General features: G+C 68.3%; 30 protein-coding genes. 18 read left to right on the forward strand and 12 right to left on the reverse strand.

All coding sequences use genetic code 11. The features are described 5' to 3' along the window. The 3 genes from OG352_RS39705 to OG352_RS39715 form a co-directional block, all read left to right on the forward strand. The coding region (locus tag OG352_RS39705; protein WP_329224235.1) for a hypothetical protein at nucleotides 1-216 on the forward strand (216 nt) is incomplete at its 5' end. A 216-nt stretch (nucleotides 217-432) separates the two neighbouring features. Then, nucleotides 433-612: a ClpX C4-type zinc finger protein gene (locus OG352_RS39710; protein WP_329224237.1), complete on the forward strand. Its 180-nt coding sequence runs from the start codon at nucleotides 433-435 to the stop codon at nucleotides 610-612. A gap of 627 nt (nucleotides 613-1239) precedes the next feature. Further along, nucleotides 1240-3135: an ATP-binding protein gene (locus tag OG352_RS39715; RefSeq protein ID WP_329224239.1), complete on the forward strand. Its 1896-nt coding sequence runs from the start codon at nucleotides 1240-1242 to the stop codon at nucleotides 3133-3135. Nucleotides 3136-3450: 315 nt separating this feature from the next. Here the strand turns inward: OG352_RS39715 and OG352_RS39720 are convergent, their stop codons facing one another. The 11 genes from OG352_RS39720 to OG352_RS39770 all read right to left on the reverse strand — a co-directional run bounded on the left by OG352_RS39720 (nucleotide 3451) and on the right by OG352_RS39770 (nucleotide 11509). Then, nucleotides 3451-4584, reverse strand: coding sequence for a hypothetical protein (locus tag OG352_RS39720; protein ID WP_329224242.1), 1134 nt, complete (start codon nucleotides 4582-4584; stop codon nucleotides 3451-3453). Nucleotides 4585-4869: 285 nt separating this feature from the next. Continuing rightward, nucleotides 4870-7110, reverse strand: a complete 2241-nt coding sequence (locus tag OG352_RS39725; protein WP_329224244.1) for a hypothetical protein — start codon at nucleotides 7108-7110, stop codon at nucleotides 4870-4872. 80 nt (nucleotides 7111-7190) lie between these two features. Continuing rightward, on the reverse strand, nucleotides 7191-7658 hold the full coding sequence (locus OG352_RS39730; RefSeq protein ID WP_329224246.1) for a hypothetical protein: 468 nt from the start codon (nucleotides 7656-7658) through the stop codon (nucleotides 7191-7193). Nucleotides 7659-7682: 24 nt separating this feature from the next. Next, nucleotides 7683-8147 (reverse strand): hypothetical protein, encoded by a 465-nt coding sequence (locus tag OG352_RS39735; RefSeq protein ID WP_329224248.1) that lies wholly within the window; start codon nucleotides 8145-8147, stop codon nucleotides 7683-7685. Next, nucleotides 8144-8332: a hypothetical protein gene (locus tag OG352_RS39740; protein WP_329224250.1), complete on the reverse strand. Its 189-nt coding sequence runs from the start codon at nucleotides 8330-8332 to the stop codon at nucleotides 8144-8146. Before OG352_RS39740 ends, OG352_RS39735 begins: the two co-directional genes overlap by 4 nt. 166 nt (nucleotides 8333-8498) lie before the next feature. Beyond that, nucleotides 8499-10181: a DUF2637 domain-containing protein gene (locus OG352_RS39745; protein ID WP_329224295.1), complete on the reverse strand. Its 1683-nt coding sequence runs from the start codon at nucleotides 10179-10181 to the stop codon at nucleotides 8499-8501. Between the two features lie 5 nt (nucleotides 10182-10186). Continuing rightward, a complete protein-coding gene (locus OG352_RS39750) occupies nucleotides 10187-10516 on the reverse strand; it encodes a hypothetical protein (protein ID WP_329224252.1) in 330 nt (109 codons plus the stop codon). Between the two features lie 172 nt (nucleotides 10517-10688). Beyond that, a complete protein-coding gene (locus tag OG352_RS39755; RefSeq protein WP_329224254.1) occupies nucleotides 10689-10883 on the reverse strand; it encodes a hypothetical protein in 195 nt (64 codons plus the stop codon). Continuing rightward, nucleotides 10880-11023, reverse strand: a complete 144-nt coding sequence (locus OG352_RS39760) for a hypothetical protein (RefSeq protein ID WP_329224255.1) — start codon at nucleotides 11021-11023, stop codon at nucleotides 10880-10882. Before OG352_RS39760 ends, OG352_RS39755 begins: the two co-directional genes overlap by 4 nt. Before the next feature lie 130 nt (nucleotides 11024-11153). After that, nucleotides 11154-11339, reverse strand: coding sequence for a hypothetical protein (locus tag OG352_RS39765; protein ID WP_329224257.1), 186 nt, complete (start codon nucleotides 11337-11339; stop codon nucleotides 11154-11156). Beyond that, on the reverse strand, nucleotides 11330-11509 hold the full coding sequence (locus OG352_RS39770) for a hypothetical protein (protein WP_329224260.1): 180 nt from the start codon (nucleotides 11507-11509) through the stop codon (nucleotides 11330-11332). The genes OG352_RS39765 and OG352_RS39770 overlap by 10 nt, the downstream gene beginning before the upstream one ends. A gap of 168 nt (nucleotides 11510-11677) precedes the next feature. Between OG352_RS39770 and OG352_RS39775 the strand changes: the two genes are divergently transcribed. The 15 genes from OG352_RS39775 (at nucleotide 11678) to OG352_RS39845 (ending at nucleotide 23603) form a co-directional block, all read left to right on the forward strand. Further along, the gene (locus tag OG352_RS39775; protein WP_329224262.1) at nucleotides 11678-11950 is read left to right on the forward strand and encodes a hypothetical protein; all 273 of its coding nucleotides are present in this window, start codon (nucleotides 11678-11680) and stop codon (nucleotides 11948-11950) included. Between the two features lie 5 nt (nucleotides 11951-11955). Then, nucleotides 11956-12579: a hypothetical protein gene (locus OG352_RS39780; RefSeq protein ID WP_329224264.1), complete on the forward strand. Its 624-nt coding sequence runs from the start codon at nucleotides 11956-11958 to the stop codon at nucleotides 12577-12579. 47 nt (nucleotides 12580-12626) lie between these two features. Further along, nucleotides 12627-12926, forward strand: coding sequence for a helix-turn-helix domain-containing protein (locus OG352_RS39785; protein ID WP_329224266.1), 300 nt, complete (start codon nucleotides 12627-12629; stop codon nucleotides 12924-12926). 322 nt (nucleotides 12927-13248) lie between these two features. Beyond that, nucleotides 13249-14721 (forward strand): hypothetical protein, encoded by a 1473-nt coding sequence (locus OG352_RS39790; RefSeq protein WP_329224268.1) that lies wholly within the window; start codon nucleotides 13249-13251, stop codon nucleotides 14719-14721. 260 nt (nucleotides 14722-14981) lie between these two features. Beyond that, nucleotides 14982-16232: a helix-turn-helix domain-containing protein gene (locus OG352_RS39795; RefSeq protein ID WP_329224270.1), complete on the forward strand. Its 1251-nt coding sequence runs from the start codon at nucleotides 14982-14984 to the stop codon at nucleotides 16230-16232. Between the two features lie 102 nt (nucleotides 16233-16334). Beyond that, complete coding sequence (locus OG352_RS39800) at nucleotides 16335-16964, forward strand: hypothetical protein (RefSeq protein ID WP_329224272.1); 630 nt, start codon at nucleotides 16335-16337, stop codon at nucleotides 16962-16964. Next, entirely contained in the window at nucleotides 16961-17752 is a 792-nt protein-coding gene (locus tag OG352_RS39805) for a DUF6415 family natural product biosynthesis protein (protein WP_329224275.1), read from the forward strand. Before OG352_RS39800 ends, OG352_RS39805 begins: the two co-directional genes overlap by 4 nt. Nucleotides 17753-18081: 329 nt before the next feature. Next, complete coding sequence (locus OG352_RS39810) at nucleotides 18082-19647, forward strand: acyltransferase (protein WP_329224277.1); 1566 nt, start codon at nucleotides 18082-18084, stop codon at nucleotides 19645-19647. A gap of 59 nt (nucleotides 19648-19706) precedes the next feature. Further along, nucleotides 19707-20243: a hypothetical protein gene (locus OG352_RS39815; RefSeq protein ID WP_329224279.1), complete on the forward strand. Its 537-nt coding sequence runs from the start codon at nucleotides 19707-19709 to the stop codon at nucleotides 20241-20243. 403 nt (nucleotides 20244-20646) lie between these two features. After that, complete coding sequence (locus OG352_RS39820) at nucleotides 20647-21000, forward strand: hypothetical protein (protein WP_329224281.1); 354 nt, start codon at nucleotides 20647-20649, stop codon at nucleotides 20998-21000. 611 nt (nucleotides 21001-21611) lie between these two features. Further along, a complete protein-coding gene (locus OG352_RS39825; protein WP_329224283.1) occupies nucleotides 21612-21809 on the forward strand; it encodes a toxin-antitoxin system HicB family antitoxin in 198 nt (65 codons plus the stop codon). Beyond that, complete coding sequence (locus tag OG352_RS39830; RefSeq protein ID WP_329224285.1) at nucleotides 21806-22102, forward strand: hypothetical protein; 297 nt, start codon at nucleotides 21806-21808, stop codon at nucleotides 22100-22102. The genes OG352_RS39825 and OG352_RS39830 overlap by 4 nt, the downstream gene beginning before the upstream one ends. Nucleotides 22103-22134: 32 nt before the next feature. Beyond that, nucleotides 22135-22407 (forward strand): hypothetical protein, encoded by a 273-nt coding sequence (locus OG352_RS39835; RefSeq protein WP_329224287.1) that lies wholly within the window; start codon nucleotides 22135-22137, stop codon nucleotides 22405-22407. 195 nt (nucleotides 22408-22602) lie between these two features. Further along, a complete protein-coding gene (locus tag OG352_RS39840) occupies nucleotides 22603-23271 on the forward strand; it encodes a nucleotide-binding protein (protein ID WP_329224289.1) in 669 nt (222 codons plus the stop codon). After that, the gene (locus OG352_RS39845) at nucleotides 23268-23603 is read left to right on the forward strand and encodes a hypothetical protein (RefSeq protein ID WP_329224291.1); all 336 of its coding nucleotides are present in this window, start codon (nucleotides 23268-23270) and stop codon (nucleotides 23601-23603) included. Before OG352_RS39840 ends, OG352_RS39845 begins: the two co-directional genes overlap by 4 nt. A gap of 98 nt (nucleotides 23604-23701) precedes the next feature. Here OG352_RS39845 and OG352_RS39850 read toward each other — a convergent pair whose 3' ends face one another. Next, nucleotides 23702-24124 carry a hypothetical protein gene (locus tag OG352_RS39850; protein WP_329224293.1) on the reverse strand — a complete coding sequence of 141 codons (423 nt, stop codon included), beginning with the start codon at nucleotides 24122-24124 and terminating at the stop codon, nucleotides 23702-23704. Nucleotides 24125-24462: the final 338 nt, after the last annotated feature.

Consider the following 24462-nt stretch of genomic DNA (forward strand, 5'->3'; position numbering starts at 1 on the left):
ATGACGCGGAGTGACTGCGTCACTCCCAAGGAGGCCGCACCGCTGCGCGGCGCCGGGGGGAGTGCTCCCGGCTGGCAGTCACCTGCGGTGACTGCTCTGTGGTCCCGGTTGGTCCGGGGCCTGCGGGCCGGCTCCTCGTACTGCCGGCCTTTCTGCGGGTTCCTCGCCCCCTTCTCGGTGGCGTTTCCGCTGGTCAGAGAGCTGATCGGCCGCTGATCCGGTGGTCTGTGCCCTCCGGTCCCTGCGGGACCTCCGGCCACCGGTCGCGCTCCCGCGCTCCCTTGCAGTTACAGTATGCAGCCAACGAGGGGCCCTTGTCCAGTCGCTTGTCAAGATCCGTACGAGGACACGTAGAGTCACAGACCACACCAGACCCCATCACGCACTGGTCTACACCACCCAGGAAAGCCAAAAGAGGAAAAGAAAAGGGAAATGGGCGAGATTATCTGTGCGGAACTCCTGAAATACGGGCCTGCAAAAGTCTCATGCACGTTTTGCGGAAAGAGTCGGAATCAAGTCGAGCATTTGATTTCGGGGCCAGGGGTGAATATCTGCTCTGATTGCGTCGACCTTTGCCGCGCGATTATCGAGGAGGGAAATACAACATCTTAGTCTCCGTCTGCTCTTCCAGTTTCCTTCCGGGCGATTCCCTTTCTCTCTATATGGAGGGTCTCGGGAACGTCCTGCTTTCTCTCTGGAGAGTCTGAAGGGAGAGGCATCGGCAACAAGGAAGAAAGGGCCGTGAATCGCTGCTATGCGCGGGCATCTCGGACGCGCTGAGGGCGGTCTCATGTCGACTTGTAGTCGTCTCACGCGCGTGCTTGATGATCTCGGGCGCGCGTGATTTCGTCTCAGGCGCACGCCCACTACTGACCTTACTGAGGGCACTGCACCTACTGAATCTCAGTAGGTGCAGTGCCCTCAGTTCTGCGCCGCGCGAGACCGGCTCAGGGGCCCAATTCGCCTATAAGTTGGGAGGCTCGGACTGAACTCAGACGAGGGAGACGACGGGGACCCGTGGACAGTGAGCAGCACGACCAGGAGCAGCGCAGGGCGCCGCAGGGCGCGGCGCCGCCGCCCCGTCCGGCGACCCCGCCTCGGCCGGTCGCTTCTCCGGTGCCAGCGCAGCCCGGGGCGGCGAGTCCGCTGGTCGCGTGGCTGCGGATGCCGCGTCCGTCGGCTGATCCGGGCATCTGGCGCTTTGGTCATCAGCCTCGTGAGGCTGATGACCCTGGCAGGGTGCCCACGCGTCAGCTCGCCCTTGGCTGCGCGGCGAGTGCCCTGGTCGCCTGGTTCGTCTGGTCGCTTCTCTACAACGGCTACCTCGGCCCGTACTGGCTCTGGCCGCTCATGCTGATCACGCCGGACGGCTGGTACCAGAGCATGTACTTCGTGGTTGCGAGCTGGTCGTACTACGCGGTCGTGCTTATCGGCATCGCGGTGTTCTTCGGCCGGCTCGGGGGCTGGCCCGAGCTGCTGCGCCGTGCGCGTGCCGCTGTGGGGCGTGCCAACGCCCGTGCGGTGGCTGCCGAGGCGGCGGCGCCCCGTGCGCCCGACCCGGAGTCCGATCCGGCCCTGTGGCCTCAGATGCGGGCGGACGGCGCCGTCGAGGTCGCCGAGCGACTCTCCGCCGAGCTGCGCGACGGCCGGATGACGGATGTCGACTATGCCCGGATTGACCATGCGTGGCGGTCCGGGCGGTCGCGTGCCGAGATCAGCGAGGAGGTCCGGGCGCGGGGCGCAGCGGCCTGCGCGCACGGGTCGGGCGCCCGCGACCTCCCGGCGCGTATGGGGCGGCATGACCTGGCCCTACGTCAGGTGCGGATCGGCACGGCCGCCGACTCCGACCGCAACCCGCAGGCGTATCGCGGCGCCGGAGTCGCCCTCGAACCTGCGGTGTTGTCGACGTCGGCGCTGGTCGTCGGGTCGCCGGGCGCGCACGCGGCTACCGGGATCGTGGGACCGGTCGTCGAGTCGCTGTGTCTTCAGGCGTTGGCCGGCCAGGCCGCGGTCGTCTCGGTCACGTCCTCCGGCACGGCCGTTCCTCGGGGCGCCTTCGACGTGGTGCTGCGCGTGGGTGACGCGAGCGTCCCGCACGGCCTCGACCTGTACGCGGGCCTGGACGACCCGGACGAGGCGGCCTCGGTGCTCGCCGAGGCCCTGGTCGGCGACCTCGCCGAAGCGGGCGGGGACAGCCGTTGGGCCTCCATGTCGTTGGCCCAGCTCATCGGCCCGTGGCGTTCGGTGCACGGCGAGTTTCCCGGGGTCGCCGAGCTGCGCGACCTCCTTTCCGACGAGGCCGCACGCGCCGATCTGCGGGCCGCCCTGGACGAACGGGGGCTCGGTGCCCACCGGCGGGACCTGGACGCGTTCGAGCGGCGCTCAGCGGCCCCTGGGGGGGCTGTCGAGGAACTGGCCACCCGCGTTGCTCTGTTGGACCGTCCGGCCTTCCACGGTTTCATCGCTCCGCACGCGTCGGAGGGCGCGGCCGACGCGCGGCGGGTGCTCTCGCTTCAGCACCTCGATCAGCCCATCCGAGTCCGCATCGAATTGCCGGAGCGCGCACACGCCGAGGCCGCACGCATCCTGACCCGGCTTGTCCTCGCGCAATTCACTCTGTGGGCTGCATCCCGCCGGGACCGGTCCCTATTCGCGTTCCTGGTTCTGGAGGACGCGGCGCAGGCAATCACCCCTCAGTGCCTGCGGGGTCTCCAACAACTCCGTACGAGCAATGCGGGTGTGCTGTTTACTCTGCGGACTCTGAGTGAAATCCCGGAGGGTCTGAGGGATCACCTATTGGCGGCGGTGGGTTGTCGCATTGCGTGCGTGGGTGTGAGCCCGTGGGATGCCCAGCATTTCGCGTCGGCATGGGGAACTGAGTGGGTGGAAACGGAAATGGTAACCCACCGGCAGATCCGTGCCGAGGAACCCATGACAAAGGTCTGGCACGCGTTGAAGAAAATCGCCACTGGAAAGCACGTGACGGCTAAATCCGTCACGGTCCGCCGCGAGGAGCGGCAACGGTGGTCCGCCTCTGAATTGGCGAACGAACTTCAGACCGGACAGGCTGTCATTTCCATGACGACCGTGAGGGGCGACCGAATGCCGCCCGTCCTTACCAATTTGAACCAGTAGGAAATACGGATACAGCAAAGGGGCCTACGGCACTCCGTAGGCCCCTTTGCTGTATCCGTATACGGGATCCGGATTGGTCAGTTGGTCGTGATGCGCTTACGTGCGTGGCTCCGAATTCCTTCGGGGTCTGCTGCCACTCGGCCGGAGTCTGTGATCCACGCGTATCCGCCTCCAACCCGGAATGTCCAGCCGCCGGGAGCGGTCTCGAATCCTTCCGCCTCTGGCCAGACTTCCCGAGCGCTCTCGATTGCGGCTTCTTCCTTCATGGTCTCCCTTTCCTGTTGACACTCAGGGAATCAGGATACGCGGCGCAGGTCAGTCGCCGTCTTTCTTCTGCTTTCCGGGACCGCGGTTGCCGTGAGTCGAAATACCGTCGGATACGCCGTTCACCCGGTTGATTTTCCCGCCGCCACTGTTGCTCTTCCCGCCACCCTCCGCCGGGCGCCCTCCGTGCGTCTGGATTCCCTGTGCCACGACACCCGCAGCGGAGGCACCCACTTTGCCGACCGCGCGGCCGGCTCCCATCGTGGCGCGCATGGCGAGCCCGGCGGCGATTTCGTCTCCGTATCCGGGAACGAATTTGAAGATCGCGACACCGGCGGCCAGGGAAATGATGATGACCGCGTTTCCGGCGACGATCACCGGAGCTGCGTCCGGTCCCTGCGCGTCGGTGAACACGTCCGCGATACCGAGGGAAATCCTGAGGATGGGATCCAGCATGATCAGGGCGACCATGATTCCGGCCCAACGCCGCACCTTTCCCCACAGGTTGCGGTCGACAAGCGCGGTGTACACCACCACTCCCAGGAGAGCGCCGAGGTAGAGCGCGGCGGCCCGGAGTACCAACTCCAGACCGAGCAGGCCGGCCGCGAGGATGGTCACGCCCGCGATCACGATGAGGATGATCGGGCCGCCGCCGACGATGTCTCCGTCCTTACGCAGTGTGTCCGCCATGCTCGCGAACAGGGCGGGCATGCTGCCGTCCGTGCCGGTCATGGCGGTGGTGACTGCGTCGGTCGCCGACACGATCACTTGCAGGATCAGCGGGGTGAACGCCGATGCCAGCACGGTCAGCCACAGGAGGCCGATGGCCTCGCCGATCGCCGTTGTCAGCGGTGCGCCGCGCATCGCTCGCTTGGCTACGGCGATCAGCCACAGCACGAGCGTCAGGACCGTGGAGGCCGCGAACACTATGGCGTACTGCTTAAGGAACGCGAGGCTCGTGAAATCCACCGTCGCGGACCCGTCCAGGGCTTTCCCCACCCGCTCGATACACCACGCGGCGCCATCGGCGACGGTGTGGGCGACCGAGTCGAGGGGGTTGAGAACTGCGTCGGCGGGCCCCTTGACTGACGGCGCGTTGTCTCCCTGGCACATGTCCTTGGCCCCGCCGACGACTAGGCCGCACGGGTCGGAGGACGGGACTGGGGACGGGTCGGCAAGCAACATCTGTGGGGCCTCCAGGTGGGTTGTGTCTGATGGTCTCAGGCGTCCAGGGGCGGGCGGCGCAATTCGGACTGACGCGGTTCGGCGGCCAGTTGGCCGATCAGGAGCGGATGCCCCCCGTTCAGGCTCCCCAGGGGCCGAATCCGCGGTGAACCAGGGGGGTGCGGCGACTTGATCGGATCGATTGGTTTCCGCAGGTCAGCAATGGTTTTCTGATCGGCTGGCCATTGGCGTTGATCGGCTGCGGTGAGCCGATCAACGCCAATGGCCAGCCGATCACCGGGCCGATCAGGAGCCGTTGGCGAGGGCGCGCTGAACGGCGTTGGCGTAGAACCCCCGGGGCTGTCCCTCGGCCTCTCTGATCCGATCCGAGGCCAGGTCGACCTTCGCGTTGCGCAGCTCCCGGGCGACCGCCTTACCCAGCTCCCTCAGCCGGCCCTGGTCGTCGCGGTCGTCCCAGCGGCCCCACTTCCCCACGTCGTCCTTGCGCAGGTAGCGGTGCAACTGATCCAGGGTCAAGTACTCCGGATCGTCCTCCTGGACGAACGCCTCAGCGATGACCAGGAGGACGCGGGGCACGTCCGGCTCGTCATCCCCACCACCCGCGCTCGGACCTCCCGGCGCGGTGCTGCCCTCCGCTTTCAGCAGCTTGTTCCACTCCTTGATCATTCCGGCCTCGGTGAGGGTGTGCGTGACGTCAGGCAGGCCGGCCGCCGCCCGCTCCGCACCGACCCGGGCAGCATGCTCGGGCGTGATCTCGCGAACCTGGAAGCGCGTTGGCCGGTTGGCCATGCCGGGCAGGCCGTGGGCGTAGATCTGTCCCGCGTCGCCAGGGTCGGTCTCGGTCGCGGCCTGAAGCAGGTCAGGCCGGTAACCCTCTGCGATCGCTCCGCCGCCGAGCAGCTCGGTGACGTCGACCCGGCGGGACGCGCCGAGCAACTTCCCCTTGAGCTTGGGGCCGATCGCCTCGCCGAGGTGTTCCTTGGTGCCGAACTGGCTTCCCGCGTAGAACCAGATGGCCTCTTTACGGGCCAGCAGCAGAAGTTTGATCAGCTTCTTTTTGTTCTTCTCGCTGAGCTGCGGCCATTCGTCGACGAATACACACATTGCGGGATGCTCCTCGGAGACCCGCCATTTGTTGCCCCACCCGTACGCCATTCGTTGCCGAGCGCGGGCCGAGCAGAGCTGAATGAGAAAATCGAATACGGCCGCAATGCGGTCCTGATCCATGTAGGCGTTCAGCGTGATCGCGGGCCCCAACTCGCCAACTCCCGTACCGACGGGGTCGATATTGATCACAACGGCGTCCCGTGTGGAGGTGGCGGCCTCTGCCATCGCGAGCATGACGCCGCTCTTTCCGCTGCCGGAGTCGCCGACCATGAGCAGCATGAGCCCGGCGAGGCTGAACATCAGCTTCGTCGTGTCCATCCCCACGCCGAGATCGAACGGATCGCGGATCGCCGCCGAGAGCGGGGGCCGGTAGGGGACTGTGCCGACCAGTTCGGGCGTGAAGGGGTCGCGCAGGAGCATCCGCACGTCACAGACGTCGCCGGATTCCGGGTCCACCTCGATCAACAGACCATTGCGGCGCAGGCGCAGCGTGGTGATCAGGTTCCGGTACACCTTGTCCTCGTTCAAGGCCTCGGGTGAACCGGAGAGGAACCGTGCGCGCGCCGACCATCCCCACGGTTCCCGGCGCCCGTCGATGACGTCGCGCAGTTCGCCGCCCTCGCGCACGATCGCGCGGCGCAGCGCCTCCTCCGCCTCCTCCGACGTGCTGGCATCGGCAATCGCGTACGGGGCGGGCTCCTCCTCGACACCGGCCGCGGTGACACCGCCCTGCGCGGACAGGGCGAGTGCGGGCTGCGCCAGGAGCCGATCGGGGACGGGGCGCTGAACCAGCGTCGGCGGTCGCCGGCCGAGCCACCACAGGACGGCGACGGCGACGGGGAGCGCCAGGAGCAGGAGCTGGGGAGCCGAGACGAGCAGCGCACCGAGGAGGCCGATCACGACCAGGAGGGCGACGAACCGGCGCGTGCTGCCCGCGCGGCGGGCGCGCTTGATCTGGTCGGCGGTCGGCTGGATCGGCTCGAACGGCGCTTTCATCAGGTCTTTCAGGGCGGACGCGCGGCCCTTGCGCTCCTCGCGCAACACCTTGACCTCCTGGCGCTGCTCAGGCGTCCAACCGTCCTCGGCGCCGATGCGTTCGAGCCTGGTGATCCGGGAGTGGACGACGTCCAGTTCCTCACGGGCGGTGTCGCGCACCTCCTCGTACGCGCCGAACTGTCGCTGAACGAGGAGACGCCGGATCTCATCGTCACTCTGGTGACCGGTGGTCAGGACGTGGCGCAGGCTCGCCCCGGCGTTGCGGCCTCCGGCGCCGATCCGGTTCACGGTCGTACGGGCGAGGCTCGGGGCGGGAGCGGCCTGGTCGGCCGGCTCCTCGATGGCGCTCGCTGTCTCGGGCACGGCGGAGGCCTCGGCCGAGGTCTCCTTTTCCAGGTCGGTGGGCGTGGGCTCGGTGCTCATCTCGGTGTCTCCGGCGCCTAGTTCGAGGGGGCTACGGGCGCGGCCCGGACGGGGGAATCCGTCCGGGCCGCGCGGGTCGATCAGCTAAAGAACGGCTGGTGGATGCCGATTTCGCCGATCCAGTTGATCAGCGGCGTGACGGTGACCGCGCCGAGGAACGGGCCGAGGGTCAGGCCAGTCGGTCCGCCCCACCACATTTCCTTCTTCGGCTTCCTCTTGGCGCTCTTGAAAAGGACGACCATTAGAACGATCAGGCCGAGCATGATGACCGCGCCGTACGCCGTCAGCGTGCCGAATTCTGCCGGACGGGAGATTTCCGTGTGCGCGGCTCCGGTGCCCTTTTCGAGAGCGACGTCACCGGCCTTACCGACCCCTTCGCGGGCCCACTGCATGATGCTTCCGATGATTCCTCCCGCGCAGGCACCCGCCGCCGCAAAGGAAAGCGCAGAGAGACCGAACGGAAGAAGGTCACTCCAATTGCGGGACTTGCTCTTGAAATAGAACCACCCCACCCGCGCAATCAGAATGAGGAATCCCACGGTGAACATTCCGAGAGTGACAGTACGCATTTCCTAACCCCCTACTAGACCTTTTGCGAGTCCGAACACGATTGCCACGGGCGCGTAGTACGCGAGTCCCACCGGCAGGCTCCAAGTCAGGAGCCGAGTCGTTTTGCGCTCCACGCGCAGATGCCACCCGCCGATGAATACGAATGCGATGAGAGTGATTCCGGTAGCCGTCCAGAATTCGAATCGCTGCGTCACCAGGAAGAGCAGCCATGCCGGGCCGAATGAAAAAAGCGCGGTCACGAAAGCCCAGCCGTTGTCGCTGCGCTTCCTCATCTCAGTGATCCACGAAAAATCCCAGTTCGACTCCGGCGCCGGCGCGGGCGGAGTGGCCGCGTCCCGCATGACCTCGGCCGCGTACCGCAGGTCCGCCGCCGCGTCCGCCAGGGCCCCGCTGTCCTCCTGGCCCTGGTCGCCGGAGTTCATGTCGGTGTCCTTCGCGGCCCACCAGTCGTCGCTGCTGCTGCTCACTGCTGCCTCCCTGTTGCTGCGGCGCCGACACCCAGCACCCGCCACAGGAACGCGCGCACGCGCAGCTCGTCACCGCCGAGGAGCGACAGTCGCCGCCACATGACGGTCTGGCTGTTCCACTCGTGCCGGAGGGGAGGGAGGACGGTGCGGGTGTAACCGCTGGTTTCTGTCGTACGTCGGGTCATACTGGTCGGTGGCCTCTCTGGTGACGTGCCGTCATTTGGTGGGAGGACGGTCCGGCGGGGGCCCAATCCCCGCCGGACCACGGAACGATCACGTCCCGTGAGGGTAAAAGGCCGGTCCGACAACGTGACCCGAATTCGCGGGCCTTCACCGGTGACCGGTCGTCCGTCACGTCTGGTGAAGCAGGTCATTGCGGTGGTCGTACCCGGCGGCGATGAGCTGCGCAGCCTCATCCCGGTAACCGGACGCGGTCCCGTTGGCGACTCCGAACACCTCCTCGATCCTCGCCAGGGGCATCCGCAGGGCCATGCCGCCCGCCTCCGTCACGATCAACCGGGCGACCCTGCGAATGTTGCGCTCCCGCTGGGAAAGGCCGGCCGCGTCCTCGGCCGCGCGCGCGACCAGTTCGGCGCGCGCAGCGGCGGCACGGTCCTCATTCGCCTTGCGCAGGGCGGCGGCGGCAGCGGCCTCGTTCTCCGCCGTGACGCGCGCCGTGCGCTGAGTTGCGGCCGCGATCTCGGCGGCCCGCTGCTGCCCCTCGGCGACCTCCTGGCGCCGCCGGACGTTCTGTTCCTCGATCACCAGAGCCGACTTCTGATCCTCGGCCGCCTTGCGGCGGGCCGCCGCCGTACGCGCGGACTCCTCGGCCGCCTCCTCGACCTCCGCGCGGCGCTGCGCCTCGGTCGCCGTCCGTTCGGCGCGGCTGCGCTGCGCGGCGGCCTCGATGCCGGCGGTGTCTGCCGAGGCAGCGGCGCGGTACACCGCGGCTTTGCTCTCGCCGTCCACCGTGGCGCGCAGCGCGTCCAGTTGACCCTGAGCCTTGATCTCGGCGGCCTCGGCCGCGAGTTCGGCAAGCTTGTCAGCGTGCTCACGGTCGCGGCGGTCGGCCGCCGCCTTGTGAGCGAGAGCCTGTTCGGCGCGCTCACGGTCGGCGCGGCGCTGCTGCTCACGGGCGCGCATCTGGTCGGGCAGGGCCAGTGCCTCCGCCGCCGTGACGCCGTAGGGGGCAAGCAGATCGGGGAGCCGGTCCAGCACAGTCACCGTGTCGTGTTCGTCGAACGTCTCGCCCTTGTCGGCAGCCGTACGGCGGGCGGCCTCGATCTCCTCGCGGTACTGGATCCACACACGGTGAATGGCCAGTTCACGGCGCATTTTCCGGGCGTCGGCATACGGCATGGGGTGAGTCTGCGCGGTACGGAACACCCACCATGTGGTGGGCAGCCTCAGCACCCAGTCGGCGAGGGTGAGCCCGCGCTCTCCGCTCTCCAGTCGGGCGGTGCGGATGATCAGGTGGCGTGCCGCCTCGACCAACAGCACGTAGGCGATCGGCATTGAGGCGTGCGCGAGGAGCCGGCCGGGGTCCGTCTGCGCGACCTCCCACACCCCCGGGCTCCCGGGCGCGCTGTCGGCGGCGGCGAGGACGTTGAGGGCGATCGTCACGCCCGTGGTGATGTGCGCGGCGACCAGCAGCATGGGTTTGGGCATCTGTCGCCACGCCAGCACCAACGCGATCGAGTACAGGGCGACGATCAGCCCGTCCACCCCGATCGGGAAAACATAGGAGCCGATCGGCCCGAACCCCCAGGCGCGGGCCGCGTCGACCAACGCGTCGTAGGAGAGGCCGAAGCCGACCCCTGCGACGACCAGGCCCGCCAGGGTCGCGACACCCGCGATGATCCACATGATCGTGATGAGGCGGCGGCGCGGCTTGGCCGAGGAGGCGCCCTCGGCCGAGGTCTCGGGGTCGTTCTCGGTGGCGCGGCCGGTGTTGTCCGTCCCGGCGGCCGGCGCCTCGGGGGCGGCGGGCTCCGGCGGACGCGTGAGGGCGGCCTCGGCGCGCGGGTCGGTCATGGTCGTCACGTGCGGTGTCCTCCGTCGTGCTGGGGGGAGTTGGGGATCGTGTCGGTGGTCAGGGGGGTGTCGGGGTCGGCCGTCACGTACAGGTGCCAGTAAGGCTCGGGCACCTCGCCGTCGCGCATGACCAGGGCCTCGGCGCGGTACTCGGCCGCGTGCCCACGGGCGATCTCGGCGGCCCGCCGCGCGCACGACCTGGTGTAGTCGGTGCTCGAAGGGTCGTTGGCGACGCGTTCTCCGTCGCGGGCTCCGGCCTCGGCGCGGGCCGCGCAACGCTCCCACTCCTCTGCCCAGCGGGTCAGTTCCGCCGGGGTGATCAGCTCGGGTTTCACGACGTCCTCTCAAGTCGGGGGCAGGGCCGCCCTGTTGGGCGGTGGCGCCCCGGGCCGGAGTCGATCCGGCAGCCTCACGCCGTACTCCGGGGCAGTCGCAGCGGCTCCGCCCACCCGTCAATACTCCGGGCGAGTGCCTGCTGTGACGAGGGATTTCGGTGGGTCAGATGGGTCAGGAGCCCTTGCGGCCGAAGAGCCGGCGGCGACCGCCGCTCTCCACACCGCGCGAGAACCCGTCGGTGCGGTCCGAGTTGGCCCATCCCTGCCGGTCCGCCTCACGGGCGTTCCGGGCGGGGCGGCCCATCGTGTCGCCGTTACTTCCGTGCTGGGAGGGGTCGGCGAAGATGAACGAGAGGGGGTTCCTCATCGGGCACCCCCGCCGGTCGTCTGGAGTAGGCGGGAGAGCCGCTCTGCGGCCTCGTTCGCGGCGGCCAGATCGGCGGCGGCCTGTCGGCGCGCCTCCTCCATGGCCTGAGCCGCCATCTGGCGATCCTGGTCGCTCGTCACCGCTCACCTCCGCTGCACTGCGCTGCGGTGGTGGGGCCGGTGAGCGGGACGACGCCGGGGATGAACCAGCCGCCGCACCCGCCGCACACCAGCTTGTCGCCCTGCTGCTGCATCTGCTTTCCACAGCACGTCACTTGGACTGCCCCCCGTTCAGGCCGGAGTTGCGGCCGTCGGCGGTGCTGTCGCCGGAGCCCGGCGCGGGCTGGTTCGCCGGCGGGAAGGAACCGCCGCGCGAGGCCTGGTAGGTGGTCTCGAACTGGGGGTCCGGCCTCGTGCCGGGGGCGATGGAGATCGCCGGCCTGTCGCTCAGCGCCACGACGTCCCCCCGATCACGGGGCGGCGGATGACGGCGCGGAGAACGCTCTCGGGCTCGGGCTCCGGGCCGCGGGCGTTGTCCTCGCGCTCCTGGTCCTCGATGAGGTCGTTGAGGCCGGCGCAGGGCCGGACCATGGGCAACACGCCCAAGGGCGTGACGATACGATCCACGATGGATCGCCCTCCTATGCAGGTAGGTGGGGTGATCAAGGCCCTCGGCATCGGTGCGCTAACACCTCGCCGGGGGCCGCCTCGTTTCCGGGGCAGCACCACCATGACACAAAAAACACCGGCAGTGCAACCACGACACAGGCTGTGCTTTTCGCTATGCTTCGTCGCGTGACCGAGATCCCAGAGGAACAGCAGGCGGCAGCACTACGGGCCGTCAAAGACGCAGGCGCGCGCCGGGCCGCGCTGCTCGCGCAGGCGGAGGAGATCCTGACCACGGAGATCAAGCCCGCCGCAGTGAAGGCGGCCCGCCTCGGTGCCGGCCGGAGCCGCATCCGCCAACTCGCGCAGGTCGGGCCGTCCGTGCTCTACCGGTGGTTCGAGGAGGCCGGCATCCCCGTACTGCGGGACAACCGATCGGCCCGCCGGAAGACAGCACGGTGAGCACGGTGACGGAACCCACGGAGCCGTTCGACCTCGACTCCCTGCCGGACACCCGCGTCATGCAACGGTCGCTCCTCACCGTGGCGCAGAAGCGCGAGGGTCTGGCGTTCCACGAGGCGGCCCATGCCCTGGTCGGCATGACGTACGGCATGAGCCTCGCCCGCGTCCGGCTGATCGAGACCGAGGCGGACGGCCCCGCCCCGGGCCTGATCCAGACCGGCGCAACGACGTGGAACCCCACATGGGTTGCCGAGTTCGCGTTCGCCGTCCAGTGCGCCGCCGGGCCGATCGCCGAACGGCGGCACCTCGCCGAGGCGGGGCTGCTGACGGCGGACGTCGCCGCACAGGTCGCCGGAGATAACGACCGTGACGTCGCCGTGGCCACCCTGGCGCGCAGCGGGTACGAACTCGCCCTCTCCGGACCCGTACCGCAGGGCGGCGCCACCTGGGATCAGGTCACCGAGCGGGCCCGCGAGGACGTGAGCGCGCTGTGGCCGGAGGTCGCCGCGCTCGCCGAGGCGCTGCTGACGGCGGACGACCTGACGATCACGCCTGCGGACGTCCTCAGGCTCACCGGCCGCCCGAACCCTGCCCCCGGGACACCGCCGGCCTCGCCCGCGTCCGAGTGATCCGCACCCGTCATGCACCCAGTGCATACCTCATGGGAGTTGCCCATATGTCCAGTACAGAGGCCTACTTGCGGGTGACCGTGACGGCGCTCATGTACGCAACCGGCGAGACGCAAGCCGACCTCGGGCGAGGCCTCGGGCTCAGCCAGGGGCAGGTGTCGCGCAAACAGGGCGGCGGGCCCAAGGGATCGTCCTGGACGCTCGGTGACCTCGACAAACTGTCGCGGCACTACGGCATTCCGGTGCCCGAACTGCTGCGCGGCGCCGATCACGCCGTGAGGCTGCTGCCCGCCGTACGCAGGGCCGCCGTCGTGAGCGGCATACAGACCACGATCAGCCCCAGGTGACCCGGCGCCCGTCGCACAGGGCGTAACCTCACCTGCACTACCAGTACAAAAAAAGACCCGCCGTCCGAGAGGTGAGAGTCCCGGAACTGCACGGCGGGTCGACCGGCTAGGTCTTCCGGCAGTGTACCCGCGCCAACGACTGGCACGCGGACACTCCGACGGGAGACCGGAAAGGATCCCCGTGCGAACGGGTGGATACAACCCGGGACGGTATGGCCCGGAGGTTCGACGTGGCGGCGGTCTGCCGTTCGGTCAGTTCGTGTCGCAGTGGATGTGCGACCCCCGCTACAGCACCAACCTGCGGACTCTGTACGGAATCCTCGTGACGTACGCCGACGTCGGCGCCCGCGACACCAGCCGCGGCAAGCCCTGGCGAGCGGAACTCGCCGCCCAGCTCGGTGTGTCCGAGAAGACCTTGGACCGGACCGTATTCGAGGGGGAATGCGCCGGACTGTGGACAGTCCACGCGCAGACCCGCCCCGTGACGGAGGGCGCCGACCCCAAGAAGATCAACGACGCGAACATCTACGTGCTGCGCGACGCCGAATTCTGGCGGAATGAGTGGGTCGACCCCTTGGAGTCGGGCCAGAAAGCCGCCGACGTGGCGAAGGCTCGGGTGTCGGCGCGAGTGGAAGCGAAGCGCGCGGCTGGCATCGAGCCAATGGGGGGCCGGAAGAAGAAACCCCAGGTCGAAGGTGGCGTCACCAGTGACGCCACCTCTAGCGGGGGGGGTGGGGTCATGGGTGACGCCACCCCTGGGGTCATGGGTGACGCCACCCCTGGGGTCATGGGTGACGCTCTTATCAAGATCCCTGTTGTCGAGAGCCCACCTCAAGAACCCGCTTCCCCCCCCGTCCGTCCGTCCGTGGGGGTAGAGGACCCGCGCGCGAACGAAACGGACGGACGGACGGGCGCGGTCGACTCCGAGGAGAAGCAGGCAGAAGCGCGGCCGACGGCCGAGGGTGGCGACCCGGCGGCGGCCGATGCCACACCACAAAGCAGCAGCAACGAGGGGGCGGTACCGGCCACGCCCGGAATGTCGACTGACGGCGGTCGGGAGACGACTCCGGGTATGGAAGTGCTTGCTCGGGTCGGGCGCCTGAACGAGACGTTCAAACTCGCTGGGAAGCCGTTCCTCGACCAGGCTCGGGAACTCGACATGCGAATCGCGGACTCGGAGGCCGCAGGCGACGCGTGGCGGGTGAGTGACCTGGTATCGATGCTCAGCGCTCCTTTGAACGGCCCGATCCGGGTCAGCGCAGGCGCCGTGATCGCAGACCGGATCCGGAAACTGCCCCGCACTCCCCGCAGTGCGATGTTGATGTTGCCGGGGCAGTCGACCGGCGAGGACAGGCCCATGGCTGGGGAGCGGTCCGTGCCGAACGCGGCCGACCGCACGGTGAATGACTCGATCGCGCGGCGCACCCGTGGGGAGTGCCCGGAGTGCCGGGCCGACTCGCCGGGCGGCACGGTGTGCGGCGACTGCCTGGGTTGGCCGAAGTGCGTGAGCGGATGCGGTCGTGCTGTGCGCGGCGGCGGTACGTGTGAGACGTGCGAGTACGCCGCACACCACGCCACGATCGCCGCGACCGCGAGTGAGGATGGCAAGTGCCCCGGCCACGGCGGCAAGCCGTGCGGCAAGCGGGCGGTCACCCTCGGCCTCTGCGCGACGTGCCGGATCAAGGCCGAGACCGACCGGAACTCCGTGATCGCCGATTGGGAGACAGCCCGGGATCAGATCGTCGCAGCAGCGAAGGCAGCCGAGGAACGGCAGCCGGAGAACGCGCCGTTCTGACCTCAGCGCGCCCCCTGAGTGCGCCTGTGCGCGCCGATCTCCCCGTTCGCGACCCGTTCGCCGCAGGGAGTCAAGATCGGCCCGTACGGCGCCACAGGGGGCCGCAATGTGGCTACTGCGTCTACTGAACGTCAGTACATGCAGTAGGCGTAGAAGTTCCAAGCGCAGTACGGCAGAACGGGCCCCGCATGCTCAGTAAAGAGCGTGTGTGGGCCCGTTCGGCGTACCGTTCTGATGTCGAGTCAGAACCAGGAGTCAGTATGCCTCTCGCTAGTGACGAACACATCGGCATGCGGGTACGGGTCGCCCGGAACGCTGCCGGTCTGACGCAAATGGAACTCGCCGATTCCCTCCGTCATACGGAGAGTTGGATCGCGAACGTGGAGAGCGGCCGACAGCCGCTTGACCGGTACTCCGTGATCACCGCGATCGCCGACCGGTGCGATGTGGACGTGGTCTGGCTGCTCGGGCAGCCGTACCGGCTACAGCGCAACGGCGGCGGCAACGTCGCCCACGCCCATATCCCCGCACTGCGCACCGGCCTGCGCCGCGCGGGCCTGATCCTGTCCGGGCATCCCGGACTGAGCCCGCAGGGCCCCGCGGTCGACCTCGCGACCCTGCGGAAGCGTTCCGGGAAGGCCAACACCGCCCGCCAGGCGGCGAACCTGCCACAGGTCGCGACGCTCCTACCTCCCATGGTCGAGGACCTCAACACCGCGCTCCTGGCCGCCGAGGGCGGCGCGGACAAGGAGGAGGCGCTGCGCCTCCTTGTCGACGCGGCCCGTACGGCGCGCATGTGTTTGAACCAGTTGGGCTATCCGGATCTTGCGTGGGTCGCGGCCGAGGTCGCGGCCGGCGCGGCCACGCGCCTAGACGATCCGGTGGTGAAGGGTGCCGTTGCGTGGGACCGGTGCGGCGCGCTCCTGCATCAGGCGTCGCTGAGAGAGACGGTCGCGATCGCGGACGCCGCCCTCGCCGACCTCGAACCGCACGCGACCGGACGAGGCGCGCAGGACGCGGCGGTGAGCCTGCGCGGCGCGCTGCATCTACGGTGCGCGATCGCCCACGCCCGGGGCGGACAGACGGCGGACGCGTGGGCGCGGATCGACGAAGCCCTCACCGACGCAGACCGGCTCGGACAAGGCTGGTACGACCTGGACGCTCACACGGTGTTCGGGCGGGGTGTCGTCGCCGTGCACGCGGCAGAGGCCGGCGTCGAGGTCGACCAGCCGGACAAGGGACTCAAGAAGGTGCGGACGGTCGACGTCGGCGAGGTGCCGAGTAAGGAGCGCCGTACGCACTACGCGATCGACAAGGCGCGTTCCCTGCACCGCATGGGCAAGAGCCCGGCGGCCGTCGTGCAGCTGCGCGCGGCAGCGGCGGACGCGCCGTACTACGTCTACGCCGACCCGATGAGCCGCGCTCTCGTGTCCGATCTCGCCCGCGTCGGTGTGCCCTCGCAGGCGTCCGAACTCTCCGGTCTGATCAGGAACATGGAACTCGTCTACTGATATCCTGGTTTGCCCCTAAATCGCCCCCTAGTTTTTCTAGGGGGCGCAGGTGTTTTCGTGCCCGATCCTCGAATGTGTCACCACCCGTATCCGAGTGATCACATGGGGGTATCGGCTATGGAGCCGGTCAACACCCGCGACCCGAGCACCGCCCTCCGCGCGTACATCGCGCTGGGCTGGCGACTCACCCTGGGGCACCGCTACCGCCCCCGGCAGGGCTGCACATGCCAGAACACCAACTGTCCCGCTCCGGGCGCGCACCCGCTGCTCGAACCGCTGCCCCCGCTCACCGCAGCCACGGCGGACAGCGCGTTACAGACGGCGCCCGGGGCCGCCCTCATCGCGGCGACGACCCATTTCGACGCGGTGATCGTGCCGTCCCGCATCGGGATGGCCGCGATGACGCGTCTCGACACCGTCACCCCCGTTCCGTGCCTCCTGCGAGACGACCAGGCCGTTCTCCTGGTACTGCCCGCGACCGGCCGGTACGCGCTCGTGCACCCGGACGTCGTCGCCCGCACCGGCCCCGATGGGTGGCTCGCCCTGCCCCCGAGCCGAGACGTCCGGTGGGACACCCCGCCCTGGATGGAGGCGGTCGGCACCCCGCACCGGCTCCTGCACGGCAGCGACGTTGGCCGCTACCTCGCCGAGGCATTCAACGCCGAGGCGGTCAACCTCTCCCCCCTCGCCCGCAACGAGTCGGCGCGCGGCAACGAGGGGGCCCTGCGGTGAGCCGGACCGAGCCCCATCCCCTCGGCGAACAGGACACCGAGGACAGCCAGTTCGCCGAGATCGACGCGAACCGGATCCGCCGGTCGTACGAGGCCGGCCTGAACGGGTGGCGCACGCCGCCCTCGCCGGACGACCGCGCGCAGCTCCTCGGCCTCCTGCGCGGGCACATCCAACTACTGATGCCCGAGGTTGAGGCCTGCGCGGCCCGGATGCGCGGTGAGCAGCGGCGCACCGCGCAGCACGTCGTCAGCGTCACTCGCATTCTCCTGGACGCCCCGCACCGCACCGAGGTCTCCTACATCCGCGATCTTGCGACACAGTGCCGGGCACTCCTGGCCCTGTACCGCCTCCCTGGCACGGGCGAGGCGGAGCCCCGCAGCACGGGCTACCCCGGCTACTCCCTCACCCTCGCCCGTACTCCGGAGTCCGCCGGAGAGGCCCGGCGGCTCGTACGGGTCTCCCTCGCCGTCTGGGGCCTGGACGCTCACGCCGACACAGCGGCGCTTCTCATGTCCGAACTGGTGACGAACGCGGTCCGTCACGCGCGCGGCCCCGCCCTGCGGATCTCGATCGATCGGCCGGCGCACGACCGAGTACAGCTCGCCGTCGTCGATCGGGCCCCCGCTGCCCTGCCACACCTGCGCACGCCCTCCCTCGGCGGCATTGGTGGCCGAGGGCTCCTCCTGGTCGACGAACTCGCCGACCGTTGGGGCACCGACCTGAAAGGATCAGGCGCACGGCGGTGGGGCAAACGCGTCTGGGCCGACCTGGACGTGAGCCGTGACTGAGGCCGCGCTCCTGGTGCTCGTAGCCGTCGCCCTGGTCGTCACGCTGCTCCTGGCGGTCACGACCACATAGCCAGTCCCGGCGCCCGCCGGCCGACACCGGCCTCCCCCGTAGCGGGGGCTCGGGACTCCTCGCGTCGCCCCACCGATCCGTCATCGGTGGGGCGACGCTCATTCCACGGGCCAGTGAGGCACTGAGGGCACTGCACCCACTGACACTCAGTAGGTCACTTGGGTGCAGTACCTCACGCGCAACGAGAGTCAGCGGCCCACGTGAACCGAATCAGCATCCTGAATACTGTTTCAGTATTCAGGATGCTAGAGTGTCATCCATGATGAGTACGGAGGAACTCCTGAGGCTCACCGTGTCTGCGCTCATGAGCCGGACCGGCCAGCGTCAAGGTGACTTGGCGAACGCGATCGACCAGGCGCAGGCGCAGGTCTCCCGGAAACAGACCGGCAAGCAACACTGGTCACTGGACGACGTCGACCGGCTCGCCGCGCACTACGGCATGTCGGTGCTGGATCTCCTGGCCGGCCCCACGCACGCCGTCAGCGTGCTCGCCGCCGACCGACTGTCCCACGGTGCTCAGACCTCGATCCCGCTCGCTCCGGCGGTCCCCGTGGCGCCTGTGGTGCCCGACACGTTCTCGGCAACGCCCCTCGCTGCCCCACCGGTTCGGCACCCGAGCGAGGCCTCAGAATCCGCGGTCGACGCCGAGCCGCAGCCCTGCGTGCTGTGCGGGTACCCCGCCCGTGACGACGTCGACGGCTACCCGCAGCACCTCGATCCCGCCGAATGCGCCGCCGCCGTCGCTGCGGCCGAGGAGGCGGCGAACGGCCCCGCGACCGAGGCCGCGCCGGTCGACCCCGCGCCGGAGCTCCGGCCGGCCCCCGAGCCGACCGAGCCCGCACCGGCAGCTGCACCGCGCAGCGCGCCCGGGTACGCCTCCGGCTCGCTGGTCGACCAGATCAACGCCGGTATCGAGTACGCGCTGACCGCCCACAATGGCGACGTAGACGCGGCGAAAGAGGCACTCACAAAAAGCGCGATCCCGGACGTGATGGCGCTCTTTGAAAAGTCGCGGGTCGGTGGACGATACGCGCACTCGAAATTCCCGCCGACGGACGGGATTCTCCAGAAGAAGTCACAGAAGACTGCCGATGAAATCTGGGAAGGGCGCCCGAAGTGGCGGAATCCGGCAGCACTCGAATTGGTGAAGAGCGGCGCTCAAATCGAGGTCACCGGCCTGGATATGAATGCGGCCTACCTGTCCGCATTCAAAACGTGGCTCCCGATCGGGAAACTGATCGAGGACACGAGCGGCATGCACGATGCGAAAAAGTCGGGCGTCTACCTGATCACCCCGCCTGAATGGGAACACGCAGACCTCCCCAGCCCGCTGGGAAACCGTAAAGAGCGCGGAGAGCTGTGGGTGCCCGACTCGATGGTTCGCACGCTGCTGGACTGCGCAGACTGGGACCTGTGCGAGGCACCGGTGATCCATCGCGCCCTGGTCTCCGGAGCAACGGAAAACCTGCTGGAAAAGATGCGCCGCGCCCTCGCCGAGGTCCGGAAAACCGCCATCGCCGAGAATGACGAAATCGCCGAGACGTACGTCAAATTCATGTATTCTAAGTTCGTGTCCACCATCGGCGAATCCAGCGCGAACACTGAGATCCGTCGACCTGACTGGATGCACATTATCCGGTCTAAGGCATTCACCAACCTGTGGCGGAAAGCCTACAAGGCATACAAGGCCGGTCTGATGATTGTGGAAATGTCCGGCACGGATGAACTCCACATCGCTGGGGACTGGCGCCCCGTTTTCCCGGAAGGGCGGGACCTCAGTCAGGTGAAGGAAAAGAAGACCTATGTTCTCGGGGGTAGTCGATGACTGGATCGTCTGATCTGTGGCGCCGCTGGGGTGAGTGGCAAAAGTACGGTGCCCGTGGCATGAAGGGCGGTGAGGCCCTGATCATGGAACTCAACCGCATCGTCTACCAGTCCGGTATTTCCTCCCCGCTGACGTCCCGACGTGGACGTAACGCCCGTCTGCGCTACCTGAACAGTGCGAAAGGTCGCGAGGCACTGCGGGAGCAGGGAGTCACCGACCGCGCCATGAAATCTTGGTTCAAGGGCAAGGCGTCTCCCTCAGCCGAAAATCTCCAGAAGCTGGACAACGCTTATTGGACGCGGCGGCGGGAAAACCTGATCCGTTCCGGATGGCTAAAACGGCATCTCGAAAACAACGGCGCGGGCCGCCGGATGGAGATTTACCCGATCGACCAGAGTGCCGTAGTCGAGGGACGCTCCCGCCCGAATGTCAGCGAGCGCAGTATCACGGTCCGGTACGTGTGGGGTGACCTGGTCGACGCGTGGGCCGACCAGGACGACGGCATGATGGATGAGATCTGGGAAGACATCATCAGCGACCTGGATTCCGACTGGACTGCCTACGCCTACGTCTCCTCGGTCGGCATCGGAGCCTGAATCCCCATTGTGAGAGCGGGCCCGCACAGTTCACGAACTGTGCGGGCCCGCTCTCTGTGTCTCGCGTGAGTGCGTGCGCATGCGAGGCTCCCGTCATGAGCACCGCGCGACGCCAACTCGGCACCGGTCCGGCCACCGCCAGGAGCATGACGCCGACCGAGCCGACCGATACCGCACCGCGGCTTCTGGCCGCCGAACGAGTCGAACCTGACGCACTCCTGGGGGAAGTCGGGCACCGCGACGTCGTCGACCCGAGAGGCCGGCGGACCCTCGGGCCGGGCATCGCTGGGACACCGGATGGGGGCGCCGTAGCGAAGTAGCCGGCGGTCCGCCGGGCTCCTCGGATGGGTGATCTTCGGATCCGGGCCGTGACGGGACGGGCGGTCGCGGGAGTTGTCCGGGGATGAAACGACCGATCACCACAGCGGCGGTTGCGGCCGTCGTTCTCGCCGGCACCCTGGCCGTCCCGCAGGCCTCGGCCGCCCCGCCCACCCGGCACGCCTCGGCACCGTGCGCCACCCAGTGGAAGGCGAAAGTGCGGGTCGCCGTGCGCAGGCCTGCGTGGAACGAGGGACCGGTGGCCACACCCAGCTCGCCCGTGCACCACTACCTGAGGCGCGGCGACGTCGTCACGTCGTGCGTTGTGGCGATCGGCAGGACCGAGAGCGGCACGTCCTACCAGGAGTGCGGCGGCGGGCACCTGTGGCGCGTTGTACAGGGTGGTCAGGTCCCCCAGGGATGTCTCCGGAAGCTGTGACCCGGGCGGGGCGGGGCCGGCACCCTCGGCGCCGCCCCGCCCCGCAGCGACACCAGCCGGCCGTCCGCCGGGCCGCTCAGCCCGCCGTACGGGAAGGGCCGGCCGCGCCCTCCGGCACGAGGTGCTCATCGAGGAGCCGCAGCGGACGCCGGCATCGGGTCCGACTTCGCCAGACCCCTCTGTAGGGAAGTAGTCGGCGCGGCCGACACCCTTCCGCAGGCCCTGCGGTCTGCGGTTTTCGCGATTCGTTGCGGCCCTCCGGTGCGACCAGAGGCGCGACCAGGAGCACGATCAGAGATGCGATCAGAGGCGCGACCAGAGCCGCGACCAGAGGCGCGACCTGATGACCGCAGCGGACGCCGGTACGGGTCCGACTGCGCCAGACCCCTCTGTAGAGAAGTAGTCGGCGCCGTCGGTGCCCCTTGACCAAAGCTGTGATCTGCTGCTTTGTCGATCCGGGTCACCAGGATGAGGCGCCTCGTAGGGCGCCTCGAAAGGCGCCTCGTAGAGCACCTCGTACAACGCCTCGTAGGGCGCCTCGTACGGCGCCCTGCTGCGGTAGGTCCTGCAACCGCATTACGCCACCGTGAGCCGGTGGCTAGTCTGAGGTCATGACTGTGACCACGATGACTCTGCGACTCCCTGAGGATCTCGCCCCCTCGATCAAGGCAGCCGCCTCGGAGGCCGGCCTGAGCGTGAATGCGTACGTGGTGCGCGCCGCGCGCCGTGCCGCTGTTCTCGACGGCGCGCGGCAGCTCGCCGAACTCGGCCTCGGCGACGACCTGGCGGGCGAGGGCGACGCCCTGTGAGGCGCGGCGAGATCTGGACGTTGGGCGACGGCCGCAACGTCCTGATCATCTCCCTGAGCGGCCTGGAGGAGACGTACGGGGTGGTGCTCGCGGTCGTGCTGCACGCACCCGGCCGCTATCCCGACACCGCCATGTCCGTGACGATCGGAGACCCCCTCCCCTGCACTGCGGTCGTCGCCAACGTCCAGCAGCTCCGCGTCACCCGGTTCGACGGCGCTAAGTGCGTCGGCCCGATCGACCCCGCAGCGATGGGCCGCGTCGACCAGGCGCTGCGCGCCGTCCTCGACCTGTAGCCGCCCACCACCGAACCGAGGAACACCACCGCATGCCACAGACCCGCCGCGCCCCCAACACCACCGCAGCCAAGGAGGCCCTGCGCCGCGCCCTACGGCTCCTGGACGACCAGGACGACCCCTCGGCACTCGCCCACGCCCGAGCGGCGGTACAGGCGGCGGCGGAGGCGGTCCCGTACCCGTGGCGCGCGCCCCACTGCACCGAGTACCGCCGCAACGCGAGGGAAGAGACGTGCGCGAACCGCACCTGCACCCGGTGCGCCGCAGTCAAGGCCGGCGACCGCATGCCCGTGGACGACTGGTGACGCGGACAGACTCGTGAACTGAGGGCACTGCACCTACTGAGCCTCAGTAGGTGCAGTGCCCTCAGTGGGTTACGGCGATGAGATTCGAACAGGAGCGCTCGAATTCGAGCGCTCCTGTTCGATTTTTGTCTCTGCCTCCGGCGAGGGACCGCTGAGTACGGTACTGAGGTGCAGTAGCCGCAGTACCGTACGTGCATGACTGTGCTGCGGATCGCCGCCGTGAGCGTCAAGCCCGGCGTCGGAAAGACGACCACGATCATGATGCTGGCCGCCTCGTTCAAGGAAATGGGGCGTGACCCGGTAGTGGCGGACGCTGACAAGGGTGCCTCGGGTCTGGGGTGGATGCAGGACGCGGACGGCTTGTCGTTCCCAGTGGTGGGACAAGCGATCACGACCCTGCACCGAGCCCTGCGCCAGTTGGAGGCCGGCCGCGACACGATCCTCGTCGACGCGCCCCAACTCGAAGATCACGAGGCCATCGGGCGCTCAGCCCTGGTCTACTCCGACGTCTGGATTTTCCCTATCGCGCCCGCCGGAATCGAGGTGCGACGCACTATGCGGCAGCTCCGAAAGAAGCTGAATGAAGCACGCGATATGCGTGAACAACTAGACCGCCCTCGTGACCCAATGGTGGAAATGGTTCTACTCACGCGAACCAATAGGCCGTACGCGACGAAAACGGGACCGGACGCCCAATACCGAGATGCACTCACCGAAAAAGGATTCCGTGTCATGGAAACCGTAATCGGCTTCAATGACGACCTGTACCGGCAGGCGTACGGGAATCCGATTGATACGACCGGAACCACCTATCCGGCCGCAGCAAGCGAAATCCTGACCGAATGGGAGAAGGCAAAAGCATGACTCCGACCCGTCGCCGTAGAAAGAAAGGCGCCGATGCTTTCGTCGACGAGGAGGAAGCGACTCCCACACATGCCGAGACGATCCGCACAGCGCCGATCCGCCTCACTGTCGACCTGGTTCCTCCCCTGCACAAAGCGCTCAAGCGCTGGTGCAACGGCGCCGCCCTCGACCTCGACCTGACCGATGTTGCCCTCGCCCAGGTGGCCCGCGCGCTCCTCGCCGAACTGACCGAGCCCGACCCGACCAAGAGGTTGCCCGGGTTGGAAGAGCGCGTCAGCGAGCGACTCAGGAGCGGCGACTACACCCATACTGCGCCTACTGAGGTTCAGTAGGCGCAGTAGCGTCAGTACCCCCCTCAGGGCCCGCCCCGGAACGCCGGGGGCGGGCCCTGAGCGCGCCGTGCACAGAGGCCGGCACCCTCGCTGCGCCCCTACTCCTGGTCACCCCAGACGAGTTCCTGCGTCCGGCTGATGATCTTCTGTTGCAGGGCGTCCAGCTCGGCGGGTGTGTACTCGCGCTCCTGGACGACGGCCCACCCAAAGCCTCCGTCGGCGCCCGCGGCAGTGGTGAGGCGAGGCTGCGCGTTGTCCGGCCGTGCGAGGGCGTGGCGGCCCTGGTGGACGACCTCCCCGCGACGGGTGACGGTGAGACGGTCGGCGCCGGCCTCCATCCAAGGGGTCTCGAACGGGTCGCCGTCGTGCAGCTCGGGCGGTCCGGCGAACCAGCCGGCCAAGGATGCGTCCGGCGCGGTGTGCTCGACAGGCCGCAGGACGCGGCCGTCGATGGCGTCCTCAACGACCTCGTATGTCTCGGTCCACCGAGGATCTTGCTCGGTCTCCTCGTAGGTGACCAAGAGGCGGTCGCCAACCTGAGCGGGATACCAGGGCGCCTCTGTGAGCGCTCGGTGCCCTCCAATAAGAGCGTTGATCTCCCCGCCGATATCCCTCCGATTCTTGGCGTCCTCGGCCTGACTGCGTGGTGATTCCGGCATTCTTTCCTCCTGGCTTCAAGAGTTCCCGAGTCGGGTTTCCAAGGCTGTTTTTCCGATTCCGCATAGAGCTTTACCGTGGGCCCATTTCCCTTTTCTTTTCCTCTTTTGGCTTTCCTGGGTGGTGTAGACCAGTGCGTGATGGGGTCTGGTGTGGTCTGTGACTCTACGTGTCCTCGTACGGATCTTGACAAGCGACTGGA

Source organism: Streptomyces sp. NBC_01485 (genome assembly GCF_036227125.1).
Classification (GTDB): domain Bacteria; phylum Actinomycetota; class Actinomycetes; order Streptomycetales; family Streptomycetaceae; genus Streptomyces.